The sequence below is a fragment of the Ruegeria sp. CE6 genome (assembly GCF_056537485.1).
Map to the genome: position 1 here is coordinate 1 of NZ_JBQFRR010000002.1, position 18,020 is coordinate 18,020.

The window sequence follows — 18,020 nt, forward strand, 5'->3', positions numbered from 1 at the left end:
AAGACATTGATGAAGCGACACGGTAAAGCGGAAAACGTTGTCACAGATCGCTTCGCCTCATACAGAACCGCTTTCAGAGAGCTTGGTGCTGACAAAAAACAGAAAACGGGCCGGTGGCTCAACAACTGCGTCGAGAATTCGCACCTGCCTTTCCGACGACCCGAACGCGCCATGCAACGTTTCAGGCGGATGCGAAGTTTGCAGAAGCTCGCCGCCGTCAATTCCTCTGTCTACAACCACTTCAACGAGAAAGAGCGCTTGCCAGCCGAGGCACCTTCAAGCTGATACTCACCGCCGCTCTCGCCGAGTGGCGGGGTCTTTGTGACGAATGAAGGACAGCTATACTGGCCTAGCTGGGACTGGTTCGAATTCGCCTGACTGCACTGTTGCAGTTAAAAAACTGTTCCTCGGGTCGGGCGGTTGTTTTCGATATTGAACTTCATTCCGTCTAGCAATTCTTCAAGATCCGGGCGCGCAGCAGGGCCATTCGAAATGTCGACCAACATCAAACTGCCATCTGGCCGAATTCCGAATGCGCCGGGCTATGCAAACAATGTGGTTGTCTCAGACTCCGAAAGAGGGTCCGACACGTAGAGTCCAAGTGATCGCATCTGCGTTTCGGTCAATCCAAAGCCCAAGTTAAATGTCCAACCGAACTCTTCCTTGTCGGCCAAAGCCTTTTCTTTAGAGTCAGCGGAAACGACCACTACATCCATGACGCTGCTCCAATCAGCCAGCATGGCGTTCAATTTGTTGAGAAATCGCTTGCATCTGGGACAGTGACGCCCGCGATAGACGAAAAGCATCGTCCATCGATCTTTGGGCCGACCAATCTCTATTTCGCCACCGCAGACATCAAAAACACTGATCTGCTCGACGGGAGCATTCACTTTGGGTTTTTGCGACATGTCAGCTTCCTTTTTTTCATTAAGAGAGAAACTCGAACACAAGCTTAGCTTCAAGTGTCTGCCTTTAAACTTGAATGTACTTTATTCACCCAACCAAGCTTGGCAGTGTTAGTGAAATCGCGGGTACAAAAGTGATAAGCATTAATGCGAAGAGAATTGCCAAGTAGAAGGGCCATATTGTTCGCACGGCTTTCTCCATTGGCAATTTACCCACGGCGCAACCGACAAACAGGCAGGATCCGACCGGTGGTGTGCACAATCCTAATCCCAAATTCACGAGCAAGATCATCCCGAATTGCAGCGGATCAATCCCAAGGCTGTTGGCAACGGGTAGAAAAATGGGTGTGCAGATCAGAATTAGAGCTGCCATATCCATAATCATTCCAAGCAACAACAAAACCGCATTTACCATCAGCAAGATGAGTATAGGATTTTCTGTCAACCCAGTAAGCAGATCTACGGTTCTGTCCGGAACTCTGTAAAAGGTCAGCATGTAGGCAAACGCACCAGCGCATGCGATTAATATCATTACCATCGCCGTCGTGCGCACAGCAGAAGCGACAGCAATACAAAAGTTTTCCCACGTTATGCTTCTGTAGACGATCAGTGTGACCACGAATGCATATATGGCCCCAAACGCTCCGGACTCCGTAACGGTGAAAATACCCGACAACACACCGCCGACGATAATCACAGCCGTCAAAAGCCCTGGAATAGCACTGAAGAAGCTCACCACGAGCGCTTGCCAACCCGGGAAGGTTTCAGCTTGATAACCTCTGCGCACCGCTACAAGGTACGCCGCCACAGCAAGGCAAAGGCACATCAAAACTCCTGGAATAACGCCTGCAAGAAATAGCTTCGAGATCGATATTCCACCCCCGGCTGCGATCGCGAAAATGATCATATTGTGACTGGGTGGAATAATTATTCCGGCAATCGAGGACGTGACGGTCACGTTTACGGCGTAATCTGCATCGTAACCTTTCTCTTTCATCACAGGAACCAAGATAGACCCCAGTGCGGAAATGTCTGCGATGGCCGACCCTGAAATCCCCCCAAAAAGCATCGAAGAAAACACGTTCACAATTCCCAAGCCGCCGCGCACGGCCCCGACAGCGGCTGAAGCAAACCTGACGAGACGCATGGCTATCCCGCCGTGGAACATCAGCTCACCTGCAAAAATGAAGAACGGGATCGCCATCAACGAGAATACATTGATCCCGGAGACGATCCGCTGAAATCCGATCATCAAGGGTAAGCCTTCGAACCAAAATGCCGAAATGGCCGCTATTCCAAGCGCGAATGCTACAGGCGTTCCGATCAGAACGCAGAGGGCGAACACGCCAAGCAACAGAAGTATTCCCATCATTCGCCTCTATTCGATGCTGTCATTGCGCTCGTCAAAACCGACATAGAGGCGGATTAGATGACCAACGGAAAAGAGCAATATGAGGCCTCCGCCAATTGTGAGAGGCAATGAACGCAAGCCTTCGGGGACTTGAATCAATGGGATTAGCGATCCCCACTTAAAGATCGTAAGTCGAGCTCCGAACCACAGCATCAAGGCGCCGAACCCAGACATAAGCACGTCTGTGCAGATAACCAAAATGGTCCTCACACGTGGAGGAACTGCGGAACGCACGAGAGACACGGACAAGTGCGTGTTATCGTGTACACCTACAGCCGCCCCGAGAAACGCTATTGTCATGACGAGTAGCAAGGCGACCTGCTCGACCCAGGTCGGCGTCGCATTCAGGACATAGCGACCAAATACAAGCCATCCGAATATGACCGTGATGACAACCAGTGCGACACCAGTCAAAACCCGGCAAATATCGGCGATCCAATCCAGGATCTGGATCATCTTGCGCACTGGTGCCGGGGGCAGGGAAGTATAACTCATTGGCTCACAACTCTTGATCAGGCGTCCGGACCCGCATGTGCGGGACCGGACAATATCAGACCCAATGTAGCTAAATCAGTCCGTCGCCTGGATAGTCTCGACAAGCGGGCGTAAATCGGGGTTCGTAGTAAAGTAGGCTTCGTAAACCGGGCCCATAGCCGCTTGAAACGGGGCTTTGTCGGCCACTTCATTCACGACCACACCAGCTTCTTCGACGGCTGTACGGCTGGCTGCTTCGCGCTCGGCCCACAATTGCCGCTGAAGTTTTGCAGATTCCTGAGCTGCCTCTCGAACCGCGGCCTGCATCTCAGGTGACAGTGCGTTGAACGTGTCGGTATTAATGCAGATACATTCGGGTATTATCAGGTGCTGAGACAGCGAATAGAAACCTGCAACTTCGAAGTGGCCAGTTGACTCGTATGATGGCCAGTTGTTTTCGGCACCATCGACGACACCGGTTTTCAGCGCCTGATAAACTTCGGCAAACGCCATTGGCGATGGGTTGCCACCAAGCTCAGAAATCATGCCTGTAAAGAGGTCATTATTCATGACCCGAACTTTCATTCCCTCAACATCGGCAGGTGCGTTGATTGCCTTTGTTCCGTTGTAGAAGGAGCGAGCGCCAGCGTCATACCACGCAAGAGGTGTCAAGCCTTTGGCTGCCATACCTGCCGCAATTGCCTCGCCACCATCACTGTCCAAGACGCGGAACATGTGCGGGACGTCTTTGAATATAAAGGGCAACGATACAACATTGGCCTCGGCGACAATCGGGCCAATTGGGCCCAGGTTAAAGTTGCCGACTTCCAATGCGCCTGCGCGGACCTGTTCAACCGCGTCGGGCTGACTGCCCAGCGTGCCCCCATGGAACATTTGAAGGCTGATTTCACCGCCAGTTTTTTCCGTAATGAGTTCTGCGAATTTGTCCATCGCGATGGTGTTTGGGTAACCATCCACGTGGATATTCCACCCGCGCCAATCCTCTGCGAAGGATGCGCTCCCGGTAATTGCGACCACGGTCGCGGCGCTCATCAGCGTTTTAGTCAGTTTGATATTCATATTTTCCTCCCTAGAAAACAGACAGTTGACTCGATGCCCGGCGAAGGCCGGTTATGAAAAGAGCAGGCCTCCGTTGATGTCGATGTTCGCGCCCGTAATGAAAGCAGCGGCGTCTGAGGCCAGATAGGCGACCAGATTGGCGACATCCTCAGATGTGCCTTCGCGTTTAAGCGGCGTGGCGCCGGCCACGTTGGTCCGCACTTCGCTTTTTGTGAAGACATTGTGAAAATCGGTGTCGATCATGCCCGGGCAAACCGAATTTACCCGGATGTCCGGCCCCAGTTCTTTGGCCAATCCACGCGTCATCGTCATGACCGCACCCTTCGAGGCCGCATAGGCGACCGCGCCTGGGCCACCCCCGTCACGCCCCGCCTGACTCGCAAACCCGACGATCGCGCCGCCTTTTTTCATATGCGGCAACACGGCCTGAACAGCGCGGGCAAAAGAAGTGGTGTTCAGGTCCATGACATGGCACCAATGCTCCATATCCATCTCAGACAGGGTCTTCCGGGCCAGCAATCCGCCGGTCACGTGGGCAAGAATGTCGATCCGAGGTCCGAATGTCGCAATAGTCTCCGAGATCAGCCTTTCCACATCCGCACCGGAGGTCATGTCGCCCTGTATGGCAATCGCCTTACCTCCGGCAGCCGTTATTTCCTGAACCGCCGATTCCGCACCCGAAGATGAGCTGTGATAGTTGATCGCGATCGACGCTCCAGCCTTGGCCAGTTTCATGACGCAGGCGCGGCCAATGTCCCGTCCGCCGCCGGTTACGATCGCAACCTTCCCTGCCAGTTCCATGTTCGGGCCAATCTGTTCAGCGTTCAATTCGGTCATTTTCTTGCCCCCTTGGCTCCCCGGTCATCCAGTCAGTGCGCCCGTTTTGGTCTTTGAGCCTTAACGAGCATTCAGCCGTGTTGCCTATTGTAGTCGACTAGGATACTAGTATTGTCAACAAATTTGTTTGGGAGCCACAAAAGGCTTCGCACGGCCCGTGCTAAATGGATTGGCTGGAGATACATTGAGGAGTATCGGAGGGAGAGGCCTAGTGGCCCAGAATGCCGCCGGTGTTGGTCACGCGCAGAAAAAGGCAGGAAATGCAAAGTATTACGGATAAAATCGAGCGGCGCACAACCACTGACATCGTATATGAGAGTTTGTACGAGGCGATCGTTTCACTGGAAATTCTGCCGGGAACAAAACTGTCCGAAGCAGATATTGCAAAAAAGTTCGAAGTGTCGAGGCAGCCGGTCCGCGATGCTTTCAACAGGCTTGAGGCGCAGGATTTGCTGCTGATCCGACCACAGAAAGCCACGCGGGTACGTAGTTTTTCCATGGAACGGATCGGTCATGCGCGCTTTGTTCGCCTCTCGGTCGAGTTGGAAGTGGTGCGCGCTGCATGTCGGAACTGGAAGCCCGAATATTCGAAGCTGCTGGAGGACAATCTCAAGCGGCAGAAAGACGTCGTTTCAAGGAACGAAGCCGAAAAGTTCCATCAGCTCGACTATGACTTTCACCGTCTGATTTGTGAGTTGAGCGGCAACCCGCTGGCCTTCAACACGATTCAGGAATGCAAAAGAAAGATCGACCGCCTTTGCGTTCTAAGCCTTGGGCGCGAGAGCGAGGCCGACATTCTGGTTCGGGATCATGTTGAGCTGGCAAAAGCGCTGGCAGACCGCGACGAGGCGACTGCGACCGAGATGATACGCCGCCATCTGGGCCGCATCGACAAGACCATCGAGGAGGTTCACTCGAAACATGCCGAGTATTTCGAATAAATTGAACGCCGCCAACTGACTAAGGACCTCGCATTATGACCTAGAGCTATCCGATTGTATCACCTGCATCAGGTGTCACGCGCCAGGTTTTGGCGGATAATGAAGACCTCATGATGGTTTCATTCCGGTTTGAAGAAGGTGCCGAAGGCGTGTTGCACGACCATCCGCATGTGCAGTCGACATTTGTGCGGTCCGGGCGGTTCAACTTTGTCATCGGAGATCAGGAGCGAGCGTTGGAACCCGGTGACAGCCTGATCATTCCGTCCGGTGTAAGCCATGGTTGTGTTTGCCTGGCTGCCGGAGAGTTGATCGATTGCTTCACGCCCAGGCGGGACGATTTTCTGTAAGGCGTTTTCCGTCCGCGCCATGACCTTTGGCCACGTTCTGCGCATTTAGGCAGGGTAGTCTATTTTCGGTGGGTCGGACAGGGCGACGCCATATTCTGCGTTAGAAGTCGGATCAATGACGGGCGACGCCGCAGCTCAGGTTAGGAATTGCGTATCTCGCGGGCTGATCCGATGCCGAGGATCAGGTCGGCGCATCGTTCGCCCAGCATCATGGCAGGTGCGTTTGTGTTGCCGGCGTTGATGTCGGGCACGGCTGACATGTCGCACACCCGCAAGCTCTCAATTCCGCGCACGCGCATCCTGGCGTCCAGCACGGCCATTCCGTCGCCGTCCCGGCCCATTTTGGCAGTGCCCGCCGGGTGATAGTTGGTTTTTACGAATCGCTTGCAATGTGCTCGTAGCGTCTGGTCGTCGTCCGCTGTGGGAATGACGATTTCGCGAACCCTTTGAGCAAGCGGGCCCGACGTGAATGCCCGGCGAAAGAACCGCTGCCCCCGGATCATCTCCTGCATGTCGTCTTCATGCTTCAGAAGGTTGGGCGAGACCACTGGCATGGTGTGAGGATCGGCCGAGCGAAGCCGGACCTCTCCGCGTGATTTCGGTTTGACCACGACGGTCGTAACGGTCAGGCCAAAGTCATCCTGCACCTCGTCCAGAGCGTCGCGATCCAGATAAACAATTGGCACGCAAAAAGCTTGAATGGTTGGTTCTCCATCAGGAATCGACGGATTGACAAACGCGCCGGCTTCGACACCGGCGGAAGTCACCGGTCCGCTGCCGAACAGTTTGAACTGGATGCCGTTGCGAAGCATCCGCCAGCCCTCACCTTGTTTGAAGTATCCGTAGGGACCGTTGGTAAAGGCGGTAATTGGAACTTCGGGGTGGTCGATCAGGTTCTGGCCAACCCCAGGCAATGGGCAGATCACGGGAATACCGTGATCGGCAAGATGTGCATCAGGTCCGATGCCTGATAGCATTAGGATTTTTGGCGTCACCAGAGCGCCCGCCGCAACGACAACTTCACCATCGCACCGGACCGTGTGGGTTCCGCGTTTGTCTCGATACTGCACGCCGACGGCCTTATCGTTTTCGATGATGACTTTGCTGACCGTTGCGCCAAGCTGGATGGTCAAGTTCGGGTTCGTCTCGAGAGGGGCGAGAAACGCATAGGCTGACGAACTGCGCTTACCGGCGCGATTGGTGAACTGATAGAACCCGACACCGCGCTGCGTTGCGCCGTTAAAGTCCGTGTTGAATGGTTCGCCAAGGGCCTGCACCGACTGAACGAACCAACGTGACATGTCGTCGATATGCCCCGGATCCGAGACCTGCACCGGACCGTTGCTGCCATGCAGGTCATTGTGAAGCCTGTTATTGTCTTCCATTCTACGGAAGTAGGGCAGCACATCATCCCATCCCCAGCCGACCCCGTCGTTGGTCTGTCGTAGCAGGTCGTCCCACGCGTCATAATCAGAAGGGCGGCCGCGCATATAGACCTGGGCATTCACAGACGACCCGCCACCCAACACGTTGGCCTGCGGAATGTCATGCACGCGACCGTCCAGGTGGTCCTGCGGTTCGGTCTGGTGGTAGGTCATGAACTTGGACCCGTTGATCATCTTGAAGATACCCGGCGGCATGTCCAGCAACGGATGGCGGTGCGAATGCCCGGCCTCCAGCACCAGAACCCTGCACTTGCCCTGGTTGACTAGTCGCGCTGCAGCGGCTGCGCCGGCAGAGCCGCCGCCGATGACGATATGATCGAAGGTTTCCGTCATGAATTCGCCTTCAGGCCCGGCGTTTGGGTTCGCTGATCGAGTCGCGCTCCACCAGTTCGCATTCAAGCTTCACGAGAGGGTGTCGCTGACCATCCGTCGGACCGTGGAACAACTGTTCGATGACCCAGCGTCCCATCGCCCTAGTTGGAAGGATCATCGAGGTCAGGGGGGGCGACAGGTGTCGCGCGGTTTCGTCATCGTCAAATCCGATGACCGAGATGTCTTCGGGGATGGATAGGCCAAGTTCCTTGAGCGCCTCATAGCAGCCGATTGCCATTCGGTCATTCTGACAGAAAATGGCGGTTGGCGGAGAGGGCAGGTCCATCAATTCGCGCGTGGCAGCATAGCCTGCGCTGGGCAGCCAGTTGCCCTCGATGACCAAATCCTCGTCAAATGGGATGTCGGCGGAAGCAAGGGCGTTTCTGTACCCGGTCGTTCGCCCTGCGGCGCATTCCATGAACGGCTCGCCGGTGATGGTGGCGATTCGTTTGTGCCCCGCCTTGATCAGGGCGTTGGTCGCCGTATGTCCAGCAGCGACTTCGCCAGGGATCACCGCAGGAAAAGAGAGGTCGTCGCAAAAGCAGTTCAGCAGCAGAACCGGGGTTGCGGTCTGCCTGAGTATTTCCGGAACGACCACCCGCCGGGTGAAAACGGTTGCGTAAATGATGCCCGCAACCTGTTGGTCGAGGAAATACCTAAGCGTTCTGGGTTCGACCTCGGAGTCGTTTTGGGTTTCTGCCAGCAATACAAGATTACCCGTGTCCCGAACGGCCTGTTTCACGCCATTAAACGCGTTTACCATTTCGGGGCTCGACGCCAGATCGTCCACGACAAAAGCGATGGTGCCGTCTAATGCCGAGGGCCGAGGCGCGCTGTCCTGGGGTTTCCTGAGTTGAGAGGGCATGGCGTATCCAAGCGTGTTGGCGGCATCCAAGACTCTTTGCTTTGTGTCCTCGGAGATTTTGACGGAATCGTTCTTGTTTAGAACCAGCGATACTGTCGTCTGTGAGCACCCGGCGACGCGTGCAATATCATGCATCGTTATGCGCTGCCGGCCCGCGACTCGTCCCACGCCCCTGTGCTGCCCGGTCTTGTTCGCTTGATCGTTCATCGCTCAACCTTTTTGTTCGCTTCCTTTTTATCGACTATGCGGAGGACACGCAACTAATATTAGTGAATAGTAATTAATATTAGTGTTGACGAAATAATATTATTAGTGTTTTGATCGGCAGTGCGGTCGCCAATGTGGTCTGACCGAGCAAACGCGGGAGGCGAAATTGCGGTCTGTGGTGGGGGAGTTGGGTCAGGTGGTTCGGCATTCGATGTTCATCGATGGCCGCTTTACCGACTCTGACGCGGACACGGTTGGTGTCGAGAACCCTGCAAATGAAGAGATCGTTGCGCAAGTTCCAGATGGCGGTGCCGCTCATGCGGATGCGGCCGTCGAGGCGGCCCATCGTGCTTTTAGCTCGTGGTCCTCGCGTCCGGCGATCGAGCGGGCGCGACTGGTTCAGCGGTTGGCCGAAGCCATCCGGATTGACGCCGGGCGTCTGGCAGCCTTGATCACGGTCGAGCAGGGCAAGCCGATCACGCAGGCCCGAAGTGAAGTTGATGCTGCTGTTACCTTTCTTTGCCATGCGGCTGAAGAGGCCCGGAGGATTTCGGGTGACATAGTGGCATCGGACAACAAGTCCGAGGAAATCCAGATCCGGCGTCATCCTTATGGCGTTGTTGTTGCGTTGACGGCCTGGAACTATCCGTTGGCATTGGCCGCCAGGAAAATCGGGCCTGCGCTGGTCGCGGGCAACACTGTTGTTCTGTTGGGGCACGAAATCACGCCGCTGTCCGGTCTCGCGATCGCCGAGCTTGCCGAAAAGGTCGGGTTTCCGCCCGGTGTTCTGAATGTTCTGACAGGCAAGGGGCCGGTGGTAGGGCAGCGGTTGGTCGAACACCCCGATACCTCACTGATCACAATGACCGGCAGTACGCGCGCCGGCAAAGAGATTTTTCGCGCCGCGGCCGACCGGATCAAGGTTGTCCGGCTCGAGCTTGGCGGCAAGGCTCCGTTCATCGTGATGGAGGATGCGGATATTGACGCCGCCGTTTCGGCCGCGATTGCCGCCCGGTTTGCCAATTGCGGCCAGATTTGCACCTGCAACGAGCGTATGTATCTACATCGCGGCATTGCGGATCAGTTTCTTGAAAAATTCGTGTCTGCGGCCCGTGCTTTGTCGATCGGGGATCCGATGGAGGACTGCGATCTGGGTCCCAAAGTCAGCAAGGCCGAGGTGTCCAAGGTCGACGAAATCATCAAGCGCAGCATCACGGAAGGTGCCACGGTCCATCTGGAAGGCGGGCCCCTGTTGGACAGCGCGCACCGCAAAGGACACTGGATGTCCCCGACGGTTCTTGAGGTCTCAGACAACGGCAATGCCGCGATGCAAGAGGAGGTCTTTGGCCCTGTGGCGACAGCCATGCGAGTCGAAGATTTTGATCAGGCGATAGAATTTGCGAATGACACATCATTCGGGCTGTCTGCCTATCTCTTTACGGGATCGCACCGCCGATTGATGGAGGCCCCGAGCCGTTTGAAGTTCGGCGAATTGTACCTGAATCGCTCCAATGGTGAGGCCGTACAGGGATTTCACACCGGTTGGGGTTTGTCCGGGGTTGGGGGCGAAGACGGCGCGTATGGCTTCGATGGCTATCTGAGGAAACAGACGACTTACATGAATTGGGCATGACCTGAGAACTCGCGGTCAAAACGGAGGCGACCGCACCAATGGAGGAGGAATAACCATGAAACGCAGAACTCTTTTGATCTCGACGGTTGTCGCGGGTGCGCTGTTGGGCACCACGGTGATCGCGCAGGATCTGCCACCGCTTGAGCAGAAGGATCGCTACAAGGTCGGCTTTGCGCAGATGGAATCGAACAACCCGTGGCGCATTGCCGAAACGAAATCTTTCCATGACACAGCCGAGGCCTGTGGCTGGGATCTGATCGCGACGGATGCGGCCGGATCTGCGGCCAAGCAGGTTGCGGATGTGGACAGCATGATCGCCCAAGGCATCGACGTTCTGTTCCTGCCCCCGCGGGAAGAAAAGCCGTTGATCCCAGCCGTTATGAAGGCCCGTGCAGCAGGAATCCCGACCTTTTTGGTGGACCGCTCGGTTGATCCGGCCGTTGCCAAGCCGGGCGAGCATTTTGTGGCGTTCCTTGGGTCGGATTTTATTGATCAGGGCAACCGGGCCGCACAGTGGCTGATGGAGAATTTCGACGGCGACAATGGCGTCATCGTCCAGTTGGAGGGCACGACTGGTTCTTCACCTGCAAATGACCGCAAAAAAGGTTTCGACGACGCGATTGCAGCGGATGACCGCTTTGAGATCGTGGCTTCTCAGACCGGTGACTTTGCGCGCGACCTGGGTCGTCAGGTGATGGAAACCCTGCTGCAGGCGCACCCCGATGTGAACGTGGTCTACGCCCACAATGACGAGATGGCGATCGGTGCGATCCAGGCTCTAGAACTGGCCGGCCGCAAGCCCGGCGAGGACGTGACCATCGTTTCGATCGACGGGACACGCGATGCACTTCAGGCTATTATCGATGGCAAGATGGGGGTGACGGTGGAAAGCTCGCCCTTCTTCGGCCCTCTGGCTTGTGAAGTCATGAATAAATACGCAGCTGGCGAGACGATCCCGGAATGGGTGAAAGTCGAAGATCGCATCTTTACCAAGGACAATGCGGCCGATCACATCGACGAAGCCTATTGATTCTCCCTGGTGGGTGGTGCTGGCCTGTGGTCGGCGCCGCCTGCAAGTAATCGGAGGAAGACATCTCATGAATGCGCTCGTCTCGATGTCGGGAATTGAAAAGTCGTTTGCCGGCGTACCGGCACTTAGCCAGGCCAACCTGGAAATCGCGCCCGGCGAGGTTCATGCGCTGATCGGCCAGAACGGTGCCGGAAAATCGACGATGATCAAGGTTCTGACCGGAGTTTACGATCGGGATGCCGGCGACGTTCATCTGGCGGGTGTGCCGAGCCGCATCTCCACTCCGCGCGAAGCGCAGGAATCCGGAATTGCCACCATCTATCAAGAGCTCAACCTGGTACCGCTGCGGTCAGTGACTGAAAACATCATCATGGGGTACGAGCCCAAACGTCTCGGCTTTCTGGTCGACTGGCGCGAGGGCAACAGGCGCGCACGCGAGGTGCTTACGCGCTTTGGCATAGATATCGACGTGACCGAGCCGTTAGGAAATTTCTCGACAGCGATCCAGCAGTTGGTTGCAATTGCGCGGGCTGTATCGCTGGATGCGAAACTTGTCATCATGGATGAACCTACGTCGTCGCTGGATGCCAGCGAAGTCGAGGTGCTGTTCGGTGTTGTGCGCGAGTTGAAGAAACAGGGCGTGTCTGTTCTTTATGTTTCGCATTTCCTCGATGAGCTGTTCCAAATATGCGATCGAGTCACAACGATGCGAGATGGGCGCACCGTCAGCAGGCGTAACGTCCAGGACACGACCAAACTGGAAATGATCGCGGACATGCTGGGCCGCAACAAGGATGAGATCGCGGCAGACGGTCTGACGGACTTCGCAGGTGCCAAGGCCAAGAAAGGCGATATCGTTTTGCGGGCGGACTCTGTTTCAACAGGCCCGCGGCTGACGCATTTCGACCTCACGCTCCACCGCGGGGAAATCGTTGGGCTGGGCGGATTGCTGGGCTCTGGCCGGACCGAGGCGGCGCGCGCTTTGTTCGGAGTGGACGGGAAACGCAGCGGCGCAATCGAGTTGCATGGCACGGTCGGTCAACCGTCCGGACCGGGTGACGCGATCGCGAACGGCGTCGGCTTTCTGACCGAAGATCGCAAGGCCGAAGGGATCATTCCAGACATGTCCGTGCGCGAGAACATGACGCTGGCCCTGCTGCCGAAACTGGCCAGCCGTGGTCAAATCGACTTTGCCCGCGAGCGCGAGATCGTTCAGGCCTTTATCGACGATCTGGGCATCAAGGCGGCGCATATGGACCAGCCCATTCGCGAGTTGTCCGGCGGCAACCAGCAAAAGGTGTTGCTTGCCCGCTGGCTGGCGACGCAGCCCGACATCCTGATACTCGACGAGCCGACCCGAGGCGTGGATGTTGGCGCCAAGCGAGAGATCCAATCGTTCATTCGGTCTTATGTCGAGAAGGGGTTTGGTGTCGTCCTCATCAGTTCGGAATTCGAAGAACTGGTGGAAGGCGCTGACCGCATCGTTGTCATGCACGAGGGACGCTCGGTCAAGGAACTGACCAACCCCGGGGTCACCGAGAACATACTGGTGCGCGCGCTTGCGCATCATGAAGAAGGAACTGGTTCATGGACCGCGCAATGAAGTTGCCGCAACGGGTCGCATCAATGCCCTTCCGCTTTCACGGCGGCATCGCCGCGTTGGTCGCCCTATTAGTGTTCAACGCGTTTTTCACACCTAATTTCCTGCAACTGCAAACCCTGTTCGTAAATATCAGCCAGGTCGCTACGATCGCCATCGTGGCCATGGGGATGACGCTGGTAATCGCCACGGGTGGGATCGATCTGTCGGTTGGGGCGGTCATGGCGCTGGCGGGGGCGCTTGCTCCGCTGATCTTTCTGTCGGATCTGGGCGCTGCCAATCCGATGCTAGGCGTCACTTTGGCCATTGTCCTGCCGCTGTTCATTGCGGGGCTATGCGGGGTATTCAACGGCGTGATGGTTGCCGTGTTGAACGTGCAGCCCATTGTTGCGACGCTCATTCTCTTCATCTCTGGTCGCGGTATTGCCCAAGTCTTGACGAACGGGAACCTGCAGACGTTTTCAAACCCTTCATTCAGTTATCTTGGAACTGGTAAAGTGCTTGGTTTGCCGTTCCAGGGCTGGCTGGCGCTGGCCATTGCCTGTGTGCTGTTTTGGGTGATCACCAGAACCACATGGGGCCGTTACCTGTTGGCCATAGGGGGCAATGAACGTGCGGCCTATCTGTCGGGTGGTCCCGTCCGACGGGTCAAGATCGGGGCCTATGTCATCTGCGCGGTGCTTGCGGGCCTAGCCGGTTTGATCGTGGTTGCAATCAACTCGGCCTCGGACGCCGCGCGCAACGGCAATCTGATGGAGCTTGATGCCATCGCGGCCGCGGTTGTTGGCGGGGCTCTTTTGCAAGGCGGGCGAGCGCCGATCTTTGGTGCCATACTGGGTGCCGTCATCATCCAGTTGGTCAAATATACATTGTTGGCCAACGGGGTAGAGGACGAAGTTGCACTGATCGCCAAGGCCGTCATCATTATCCTGGCCGTTTGGGTCCAGCAGTTTCGGAGGGTTTAATCGATGTTGGATGAAACGGCTTTTGACCTGCGAAAATACCTTCGACGTAATTCGGCCTCGGTGACGGTGTGGATCGCTCTGCTGGCTTTGATTCTGTTCGGGCTGATGCGCTATGACAACTTTGGCAGCGCCTACAATTTCTCGTCTTTCCTGAATTACAACGCGATGTTCATCGCGATTGCGCTGGGCATGTGTTTTGTGATCATGACCGGTGGGATTGATCTGTCGGTCGGGTCCGTGGCGGCCTTTACCTCGGTTGTTGCGGCCTATCTCAGCCCGTATGGGATTCAGGTTGCGTTGCCTGGGGCCGTTCTTGCCGGGGTTGGTTTCGGGGCGATCAACGCCTTTTGCATAATCATCCTTCGGATCCCGCCCTTCATCGCCACGCTAGCCACCATGCTGGCCGCAAAAGGTGGCGCATTGGTGATTTCGGGCGCCCAGACAATTTCGGTCGATTGGGGGTCGAACTTCACCAAGCTTGGCATGGGGCAGGCGTTTGGCCTGTTTCCATGGGCGATCGTCATCGTGGCCGGACTGACTCTGGCACTTTGGCTGGTGCTGGAAAGAACAACCATCGGGCGGACCGTCTTGGCGATCGGTGGCAGCGAGGATGCCTCGAACCTCATGGGCCTGAAGGTCAATCGCGCCAAGGCTTTTGTCTACCTGCTGTCGGGTGGCTGTGCGGGGCTGGCCGGAGTCTTTCTTGCCTCGGGTTTTGGAGCTGGGCAACCCCTTGAAGGCATCGGATGGGAATTGTCAGCCATCGCTTCTGTGGTTGTAGGCGGCACTTTGTTGACGGGTGGGATGGGATCGATCCCTGCGACCGTCGCCGGCGCGCTGTTGCTGGGGCTGGTCTTCAACGTTCTAAACTTTGAAAACGGTCAGGGCACCATCAGTTTCAGTGCCTATTGGCAAATGGTCATACGTGGAGGCTTTCTATTTGCGGTCATCCTTTTACAGTCTCGGGTTATTGCCAGGCAGCAGAAGGTCTTAGGTTAATGAATCGCATAGAAAGTGTATCAGCGCGGCTGTTCAACGTTCCGCTCGCCGAAGTCCTAGTCGATGCCAAACATGGGGATCACACGTTTTTTCAATTGATCACGGTCACCATTCAAACCTCGGATGGGGTCGAGGGGGTCGGGTATACCTATACCGGGGGAAAGGGTGGTCACGCCATTCTGGCGATGATCAAGCATGACCTGGCACCGTTCCTTGTTGGACAAGACGCCGAACAGATCGAAAGCCTGTACGATGCCATGCAGTGGCACGTGCACTACGTGGCACGGGGCGGGATCGCCTCGTTTGCCATCTCGGCCGTGGATATTGCACTGTGGGATATTCGCGGCAGAACGCAGAATGCGCCATTGTGGCAGATGGCCGGTGGAGCGTCGAAAAGGTGCAAGGCCTATGCCGGCGGGATCGACCTGAATTTCTCGTTGGAGAAACTGCTGCGTCAGACCGAAGGGTACCTTGCGCGTGGGTTCAACGCAGTCAAGATCAAGGTCGGTCAACCAGACCTAGCCGACGATCTTGCACGTGCCCGGGCGGTGCGCGAGATGCTGGGGCCGGACCGGTTCTTCATGGTCGATGCGAATTACTCTATGAGCGTTGAACAGTCCATTGTGGCTGCCAGAGGGTTCGCCGATTGCGATATTCTGTGGTTCGAGGAACCGACTATTCCAGACGATTACAAAGGTTATGGTCGGATTGTCGAAGCGACGGGCGTTCCCCTTGCCATGGGTGAAAACCTGCACACCATACACGAATTTGAATACGCCTTTGATGACGCGAAACTGAGTTTTATCCAGCCCGATGCCTCAAACTGCGGTGGAATCACCGGCTGGCTGCGCGTGGCCGCGCTAAGCGCACAGCACGGCATTCCGGTTTGCAGTCATGGGATGCAGGAGCTGCACGTCAGCCTTGTTTCTGCGCAACCCAACGCAGGCTGGCTAGAAGTACACTCATTCCCGATAGACCAGTACACGACCCGTCCACTAGTTGTCGAAGACTGTCTGGCAGTGGCCCCGGATACCCCGGGAACCGGAGTGGAATTCGACTGGGATAAATTGAATGCGGAACACAAGGAGATGCATAGATGACGACCCAGACGATCACTGCCGCATACTACAGGGGCGATAAGAGCTTTGCAGTAGAGCAAGCCCAAGCGACAGATCCGGGTCCCGGCGAGGCTGCCATTCGTGTTGCCTATTGTGGGATTTGTGGGACGGATATGCACGTCTACCACGGCAACATGGATGCCCGCGTCGGCCTGAACCGGGTTATTGGGCATGAGATGTCAGGTGTGGTCGAAGCGGTGGGCGAGGGCGTCGATACGGTCGAACCCGGCCAGAAGGTCGTTGTCCGACCGCTTGATCACTGCGGAGAATGCCCAGCTTGCAAGCGGGGGCATCAGCATATCTGTCAGAATCTCAAGTTTCTCGGCCTCGACACCGATGGCGCGATGCAAGAGATCTGGACTGTTCCGGCCCACACGTTGCACGTTCTGCCGGATGACTTGCGCATGGATCACGCGGCGCTGATCGAGCCGGTTGCCGTTGCCTGCCACGATGTGCGGCTGTCTGACCTGCAACCTGGAGAGGACGTTGTCGTTATCGGCGGCGGCCCGATTGGCATCCTGGTTGCCATGGTTGCGCGGGACGCGGGTGGAAATGTCGTGATTTCCGAAGTGAATCCGAACCGTCTTGCGATTGCTGAAAAACTTGGCTTTGACACGATCAACCCAATCGAAACCGATCTGGTGTCCACAATCAACGCGCGCACGGGCGACAAAGGGGCAGATGTGGTTTTCGAGGTGTCAGGAACGCAGCCCGGTGTCGATGCAATGACCGCCGTTGCCGCGACTCGGGCCCGGATCGTAATGGTCGCGATCCATGCTCAAAAGCCCCAGATCGACCTGTTCCAGTTCTTCTGGCGAGAGCTGCAACTGATCGGTGCTCGGGTCTATGAGCCAGAGGATTACGAGAAAGCCATTGCAGTTGTCGCCTCGGGCGGAGTGGACGCGGATGTTGTGATCACGGACGTCAGCCCTCTGGCAGACATCCAGGCCGCGTTCGAAGCACTGGATCGCAGCCCAACCGCAATGAAAAGCCTGATCGAAGTAGGACCGCGTTCATGAGTGTTTTGCAAAGTTTCGACCTGACGGGAAAGACGGCCCTTGTGACCGGGTGCAAACGCGGTATCGGGCGCGGTATGGCCGAAGCATTGGCATCGGCCGGAGCCAATATCATCGGAGTGTCCGCCTCGCTCGAGCTGTCTGGCTCGGATGTCGAAAAAGCCGTGACGGCGATGGGACGCAATTTCCGGGCCTACCAATGCGACTTTTCGGATCGCGCCGCGCTGCATGGGTTCATTGATCAGTTGAGAGCCGACGGACAAACCCCTGATATACTTGTCAACAATGCCGGCACGATCAAACGCAAACCCGCCGCCGAACACCCGGACGACTGGTGGGACGAAGTGATGGAGGTAAACCTGTCCTCGCAGTTCGTTCTGTCACGCGAGATCGGCAAGGACATGCTGGCGCGCGGCTCGGGGAAGATCATCTTCACTGCATCGCTGCTGACATTTCAGGGTGGCATCACCGTTCCGGGCTATGCGGCCTCGAAAGGCGGGATTGGACAGCTGACCAAAGCCTTGGCCAACGAATGGGCCGGGCAGGGCGTAAACGTGAATGCGATCGCGCCTGGCTACATCGCGACCGACAACACCCAAGCCCTGCGGGATGATCCGGTCCGGTCGAAGTCGATCCTGGAACGAACACCCCAAGGCCGTTGGGGTACGCCTGTTGATTTTGCCGGGCCGGTGGTCTTTCTGGCCTCTGCTGCGTCGGACTTCGTCAACGGTGAAATCCTTGTAGTCGACGGGGGCTGGATGGGGCGTTAGCACTG

17 protein-coding genes and 1 pseudogene are annotated in these 18,020 nt (G+C 56.5%); 11 read left to right on the forward strand and 7 right to left on the reverse strand.

The window, feature by feature from the left end:
- Positions 1-332 (forward strand): annotated as a pseudogene (locus ACR0DK_RS08460) (DDE-type integrase/transposase/recombinase); the annotation flags it as partial.
- 210 nt (positions 333-542) lie between these two features.
- On the opposite strand, the gene ACR0DK_RS08465 reads toward ACR0DK_RS08460, so the two are convergent.
- The 5 genes from ACR0DK_RS08465 to ACR0DK_RS08485 all read right to left on the reverse strand — a co-directional run bounded on the left by ACR0DK_RS08465 (position 543) and on the right by ACR0DK_RS08485 (position 4,707).
- Positions 543-908 (reverse strand): redoxin domain-containing protein, encoded by a 366-nt coding sequence (locus tag ACR0DK_RS08465; RefSeq protein ID WP_480735720.1) that lies wholly within the window; start codon positions 906-908, stop codon positions 543-545.
- Positions 909-993: 85 nt separating this feature from the next.
- Positions 994-2,274 (reverse strand): TRAP transporter large permease, encoded by a 1,281-nt coding sequence (locus ACR0DK_RS08470; protein ID WP_170566058.1) that lies wholly within the window; start codon positions 2,272-2,274, stop codon positions 994-996.
- Positions 2,275-2,283: 9 nt separating this feature from the next.
- The gene (locus tag ACR0DK_RS08475) at positions 2,284-2,811 is read right to left on the reverse strand and encodes a TRAP transporter small permease (protein ID WP_170396119.1); all 528 of its coding nucleotides are present in this window, start codon (positions 2,809-2,811) and stop codon (positions 2,284-2,286) included.
- Positions 2,812-2,886: 75 nt separating this feature from the next.
- Entirely contained in the window at positions 2,887-3,870 is a 984-nt protein-coding gene (locus ACR0DK_RS08480; RefSeq protein WP_170396121.1) for a TRAP transporter substrate-binding protein, read from the reverse strand.
- 51 nt (positions 3,871-3,921) lie between these two features.
- On the reverse strand, positions 3,922-4,707 hold the full coding sequence (locus ACR0DK_RS08485) for an SDR family NAD(P)-dependent oxidoreductase (RefSeq protein WP_480503412.1): 786 nt from the start codon (positions 4,705-4,707) through the stop codon (positions 3,922-3,924).
- A 260-nt stretch (positions 4,708-4,967) separates the two neighbouring features.
- Between ACR0DK_RS08485 and ACR0DK_RS08490 the strand changes: the two genes are divergently transcribed.
- Both ACR0DK_RS08490 and ACR0DK_RS08495 read left to right on the forward strand, forming a co-directional pair.
- Positions 4,968-5,648 (forward strand): GntR family transcriptional regulator, encoded by a 681-nt coding sequence (locus ACR0DK_RS08490; protein ID WP_480735724.1) that lies wholly within the window; start codon positions 4,968-4,970, stop codon positions 5,646-5,648.
- Between the two features lie 53 nt (positions 5,649-5,701).
- Positions 5,702-5,995 carry a cupin domain-containing protein gene (locus ACR0DK_RS08495; protein WP_480736612.1) on the forward strand — a complete coding sequence of 98 codons (294 nt, stop codon included), beginning with the start codon at positions 5,702-5,704 and terminating at the stop codon, positions 5,993-5,995.
- A gap of 140 nt (positions 5,996-6,135) precedes the next feature.
- Here the strand turns inward: ACR0DK_RS08495 and ACR0DK_RS08500 are convergent, their stop codons facing one another.
- Positions 6,136-7,773: a GMC family oxidoreductase gene (locus ACR0DK_RS08500; protein ID WP_480735727.1), complete on the reverse strand. Its 1,638-nt coding sequence runs from the start codon at positions 7,771-7,773 to the stop codon at positions 6,136-6,138.
- 10 nt (positions 7,774-7,783) lie between these two features.
- A complete protein-coding gene (locus ACR0DK_RS08505; RefSeq protein WP_480735729.1) occupies positions 7,784-8,812 on the reverse strand; it encodes a LacI family DNA-binding transcriptional regulator in 1,029 nt (342 codons plus the stop codon).
- A gap of 247 nt (positions 8,813-9,059) precedes the next feature.
- On the opposite strand from ACR0DK_RS08505, the gene ACR0DK_RS08510 reads away from it, so the two are divergent.
- The 8 genes from ACR0DK_RS08510 (at position 9,060) to ACR0DK_RS08545 (ending at position 18,015) form a co-directional block, all read left to right on the forward strand.
- Positions 9,060-10,517 carry an aldehyde dehydrogenase family protein gene (locus ACR0DK_RS08510; RefSeq protein WP_480736614.1) on the forward strand — a complete coding sequence of 486 codons (1,458 nt, stop codon included), beginning with the start codon at positions 9,060-9,062 and terminating at the stop codon, positions 10,515-10,517.
- Positions 10,518-10,572: 55 nt separating this feature from the next.
- Complete coding sequence (locus ACR0DK_RS08515; RefSeq protein WP_170403556.1) at positions 10,573-11,547, forward strand: ABC transporter substrate-binding protein; 975 nt, start codon at positions 10,573-10,575, stop codon at positions 11,545-11,547.
- Positions 11,548-11,614: 67 nt separating this feature from the next.
- Entirely contained in the window at positions 11,615-13,150 is a 1,536-nt protein-coding gene (locus ACR0DK_RS08520; RefSeq protein ID WP_255612040.1) for a sugar ABC transporter ATP-binding protein, read from the forward strand.
- Entirely contained in the window at positions 13,135-14,112 is a 978-nt protein-coding gene (locus ACR0DK_RS08525; RefSeq protein WP_170403552.1) for an ABC transporter permease, read from the forward strand. Before ACR0DK_RS08520 ends, ACR0DK_RS08525 begins: the two co-directional genes overlap by 16 nt.
- 3 nt (positions 14,113-14,115) lie before the next feature.
- Positions 14,116-15,111: an ABC transporter permease gene (locus ACR0DK_RS08530; protein ID WP_170403549.1), complete on the forward strand. Its 996-nt coding sequence runs from the start codon at positions 14,116-14,118 to the stop codon at positions 15,109-15,111.
- A complete protein-coding gene (locus tag ACR0DK_RS08535) occupies positions 15,111-16,211 on the forward strand; it encodes a mandelate racemase/muconate lactonizing enzyme family protein (RefSeq protein ID WP_480735731.1) in 1,101 nt (366 codons plus the stop codon). The genes ACR0DK_RS08530 and ACR0DK_RS08535 overlap by 1 nt, the downstream gene beginning before the upstream one ends.
- Positions 16,208-17,248 carry an alcohol dehydrogenase catalytic domain-containing protein gene (locus ACR0DK_RS08540; protein WP_170511749.1) on the forward strand — a complete coding sequence of 347 codons (1,041 nt, stop codon included), beginning with the start codon at positions 16,208-16,210 and terminating at the stop codon, positions 17,246-17,248. The genes ACR0DK_RS08535 and ACR0DK_RS08540 overlap by 4 nt, the downstream gene beginning before the upstream one ends.
- Complete coding sequence (locus ACR0DK_RS08545) at positions 17,245-18,015, forward strand: SDR family oxidoreductase (RefSeq protein WP_170396139.1); 771 nt, start codon at positions 17,245-17,247, stop codon at positions 18,013-18,015. Before ACR0DK_RS08540 ends, ACR0DK_RS08545 begins: the two co-directional genes overlap by 4 nt.
- Positions 18,016-18,020: the final 5 nt, after the last annotated feature.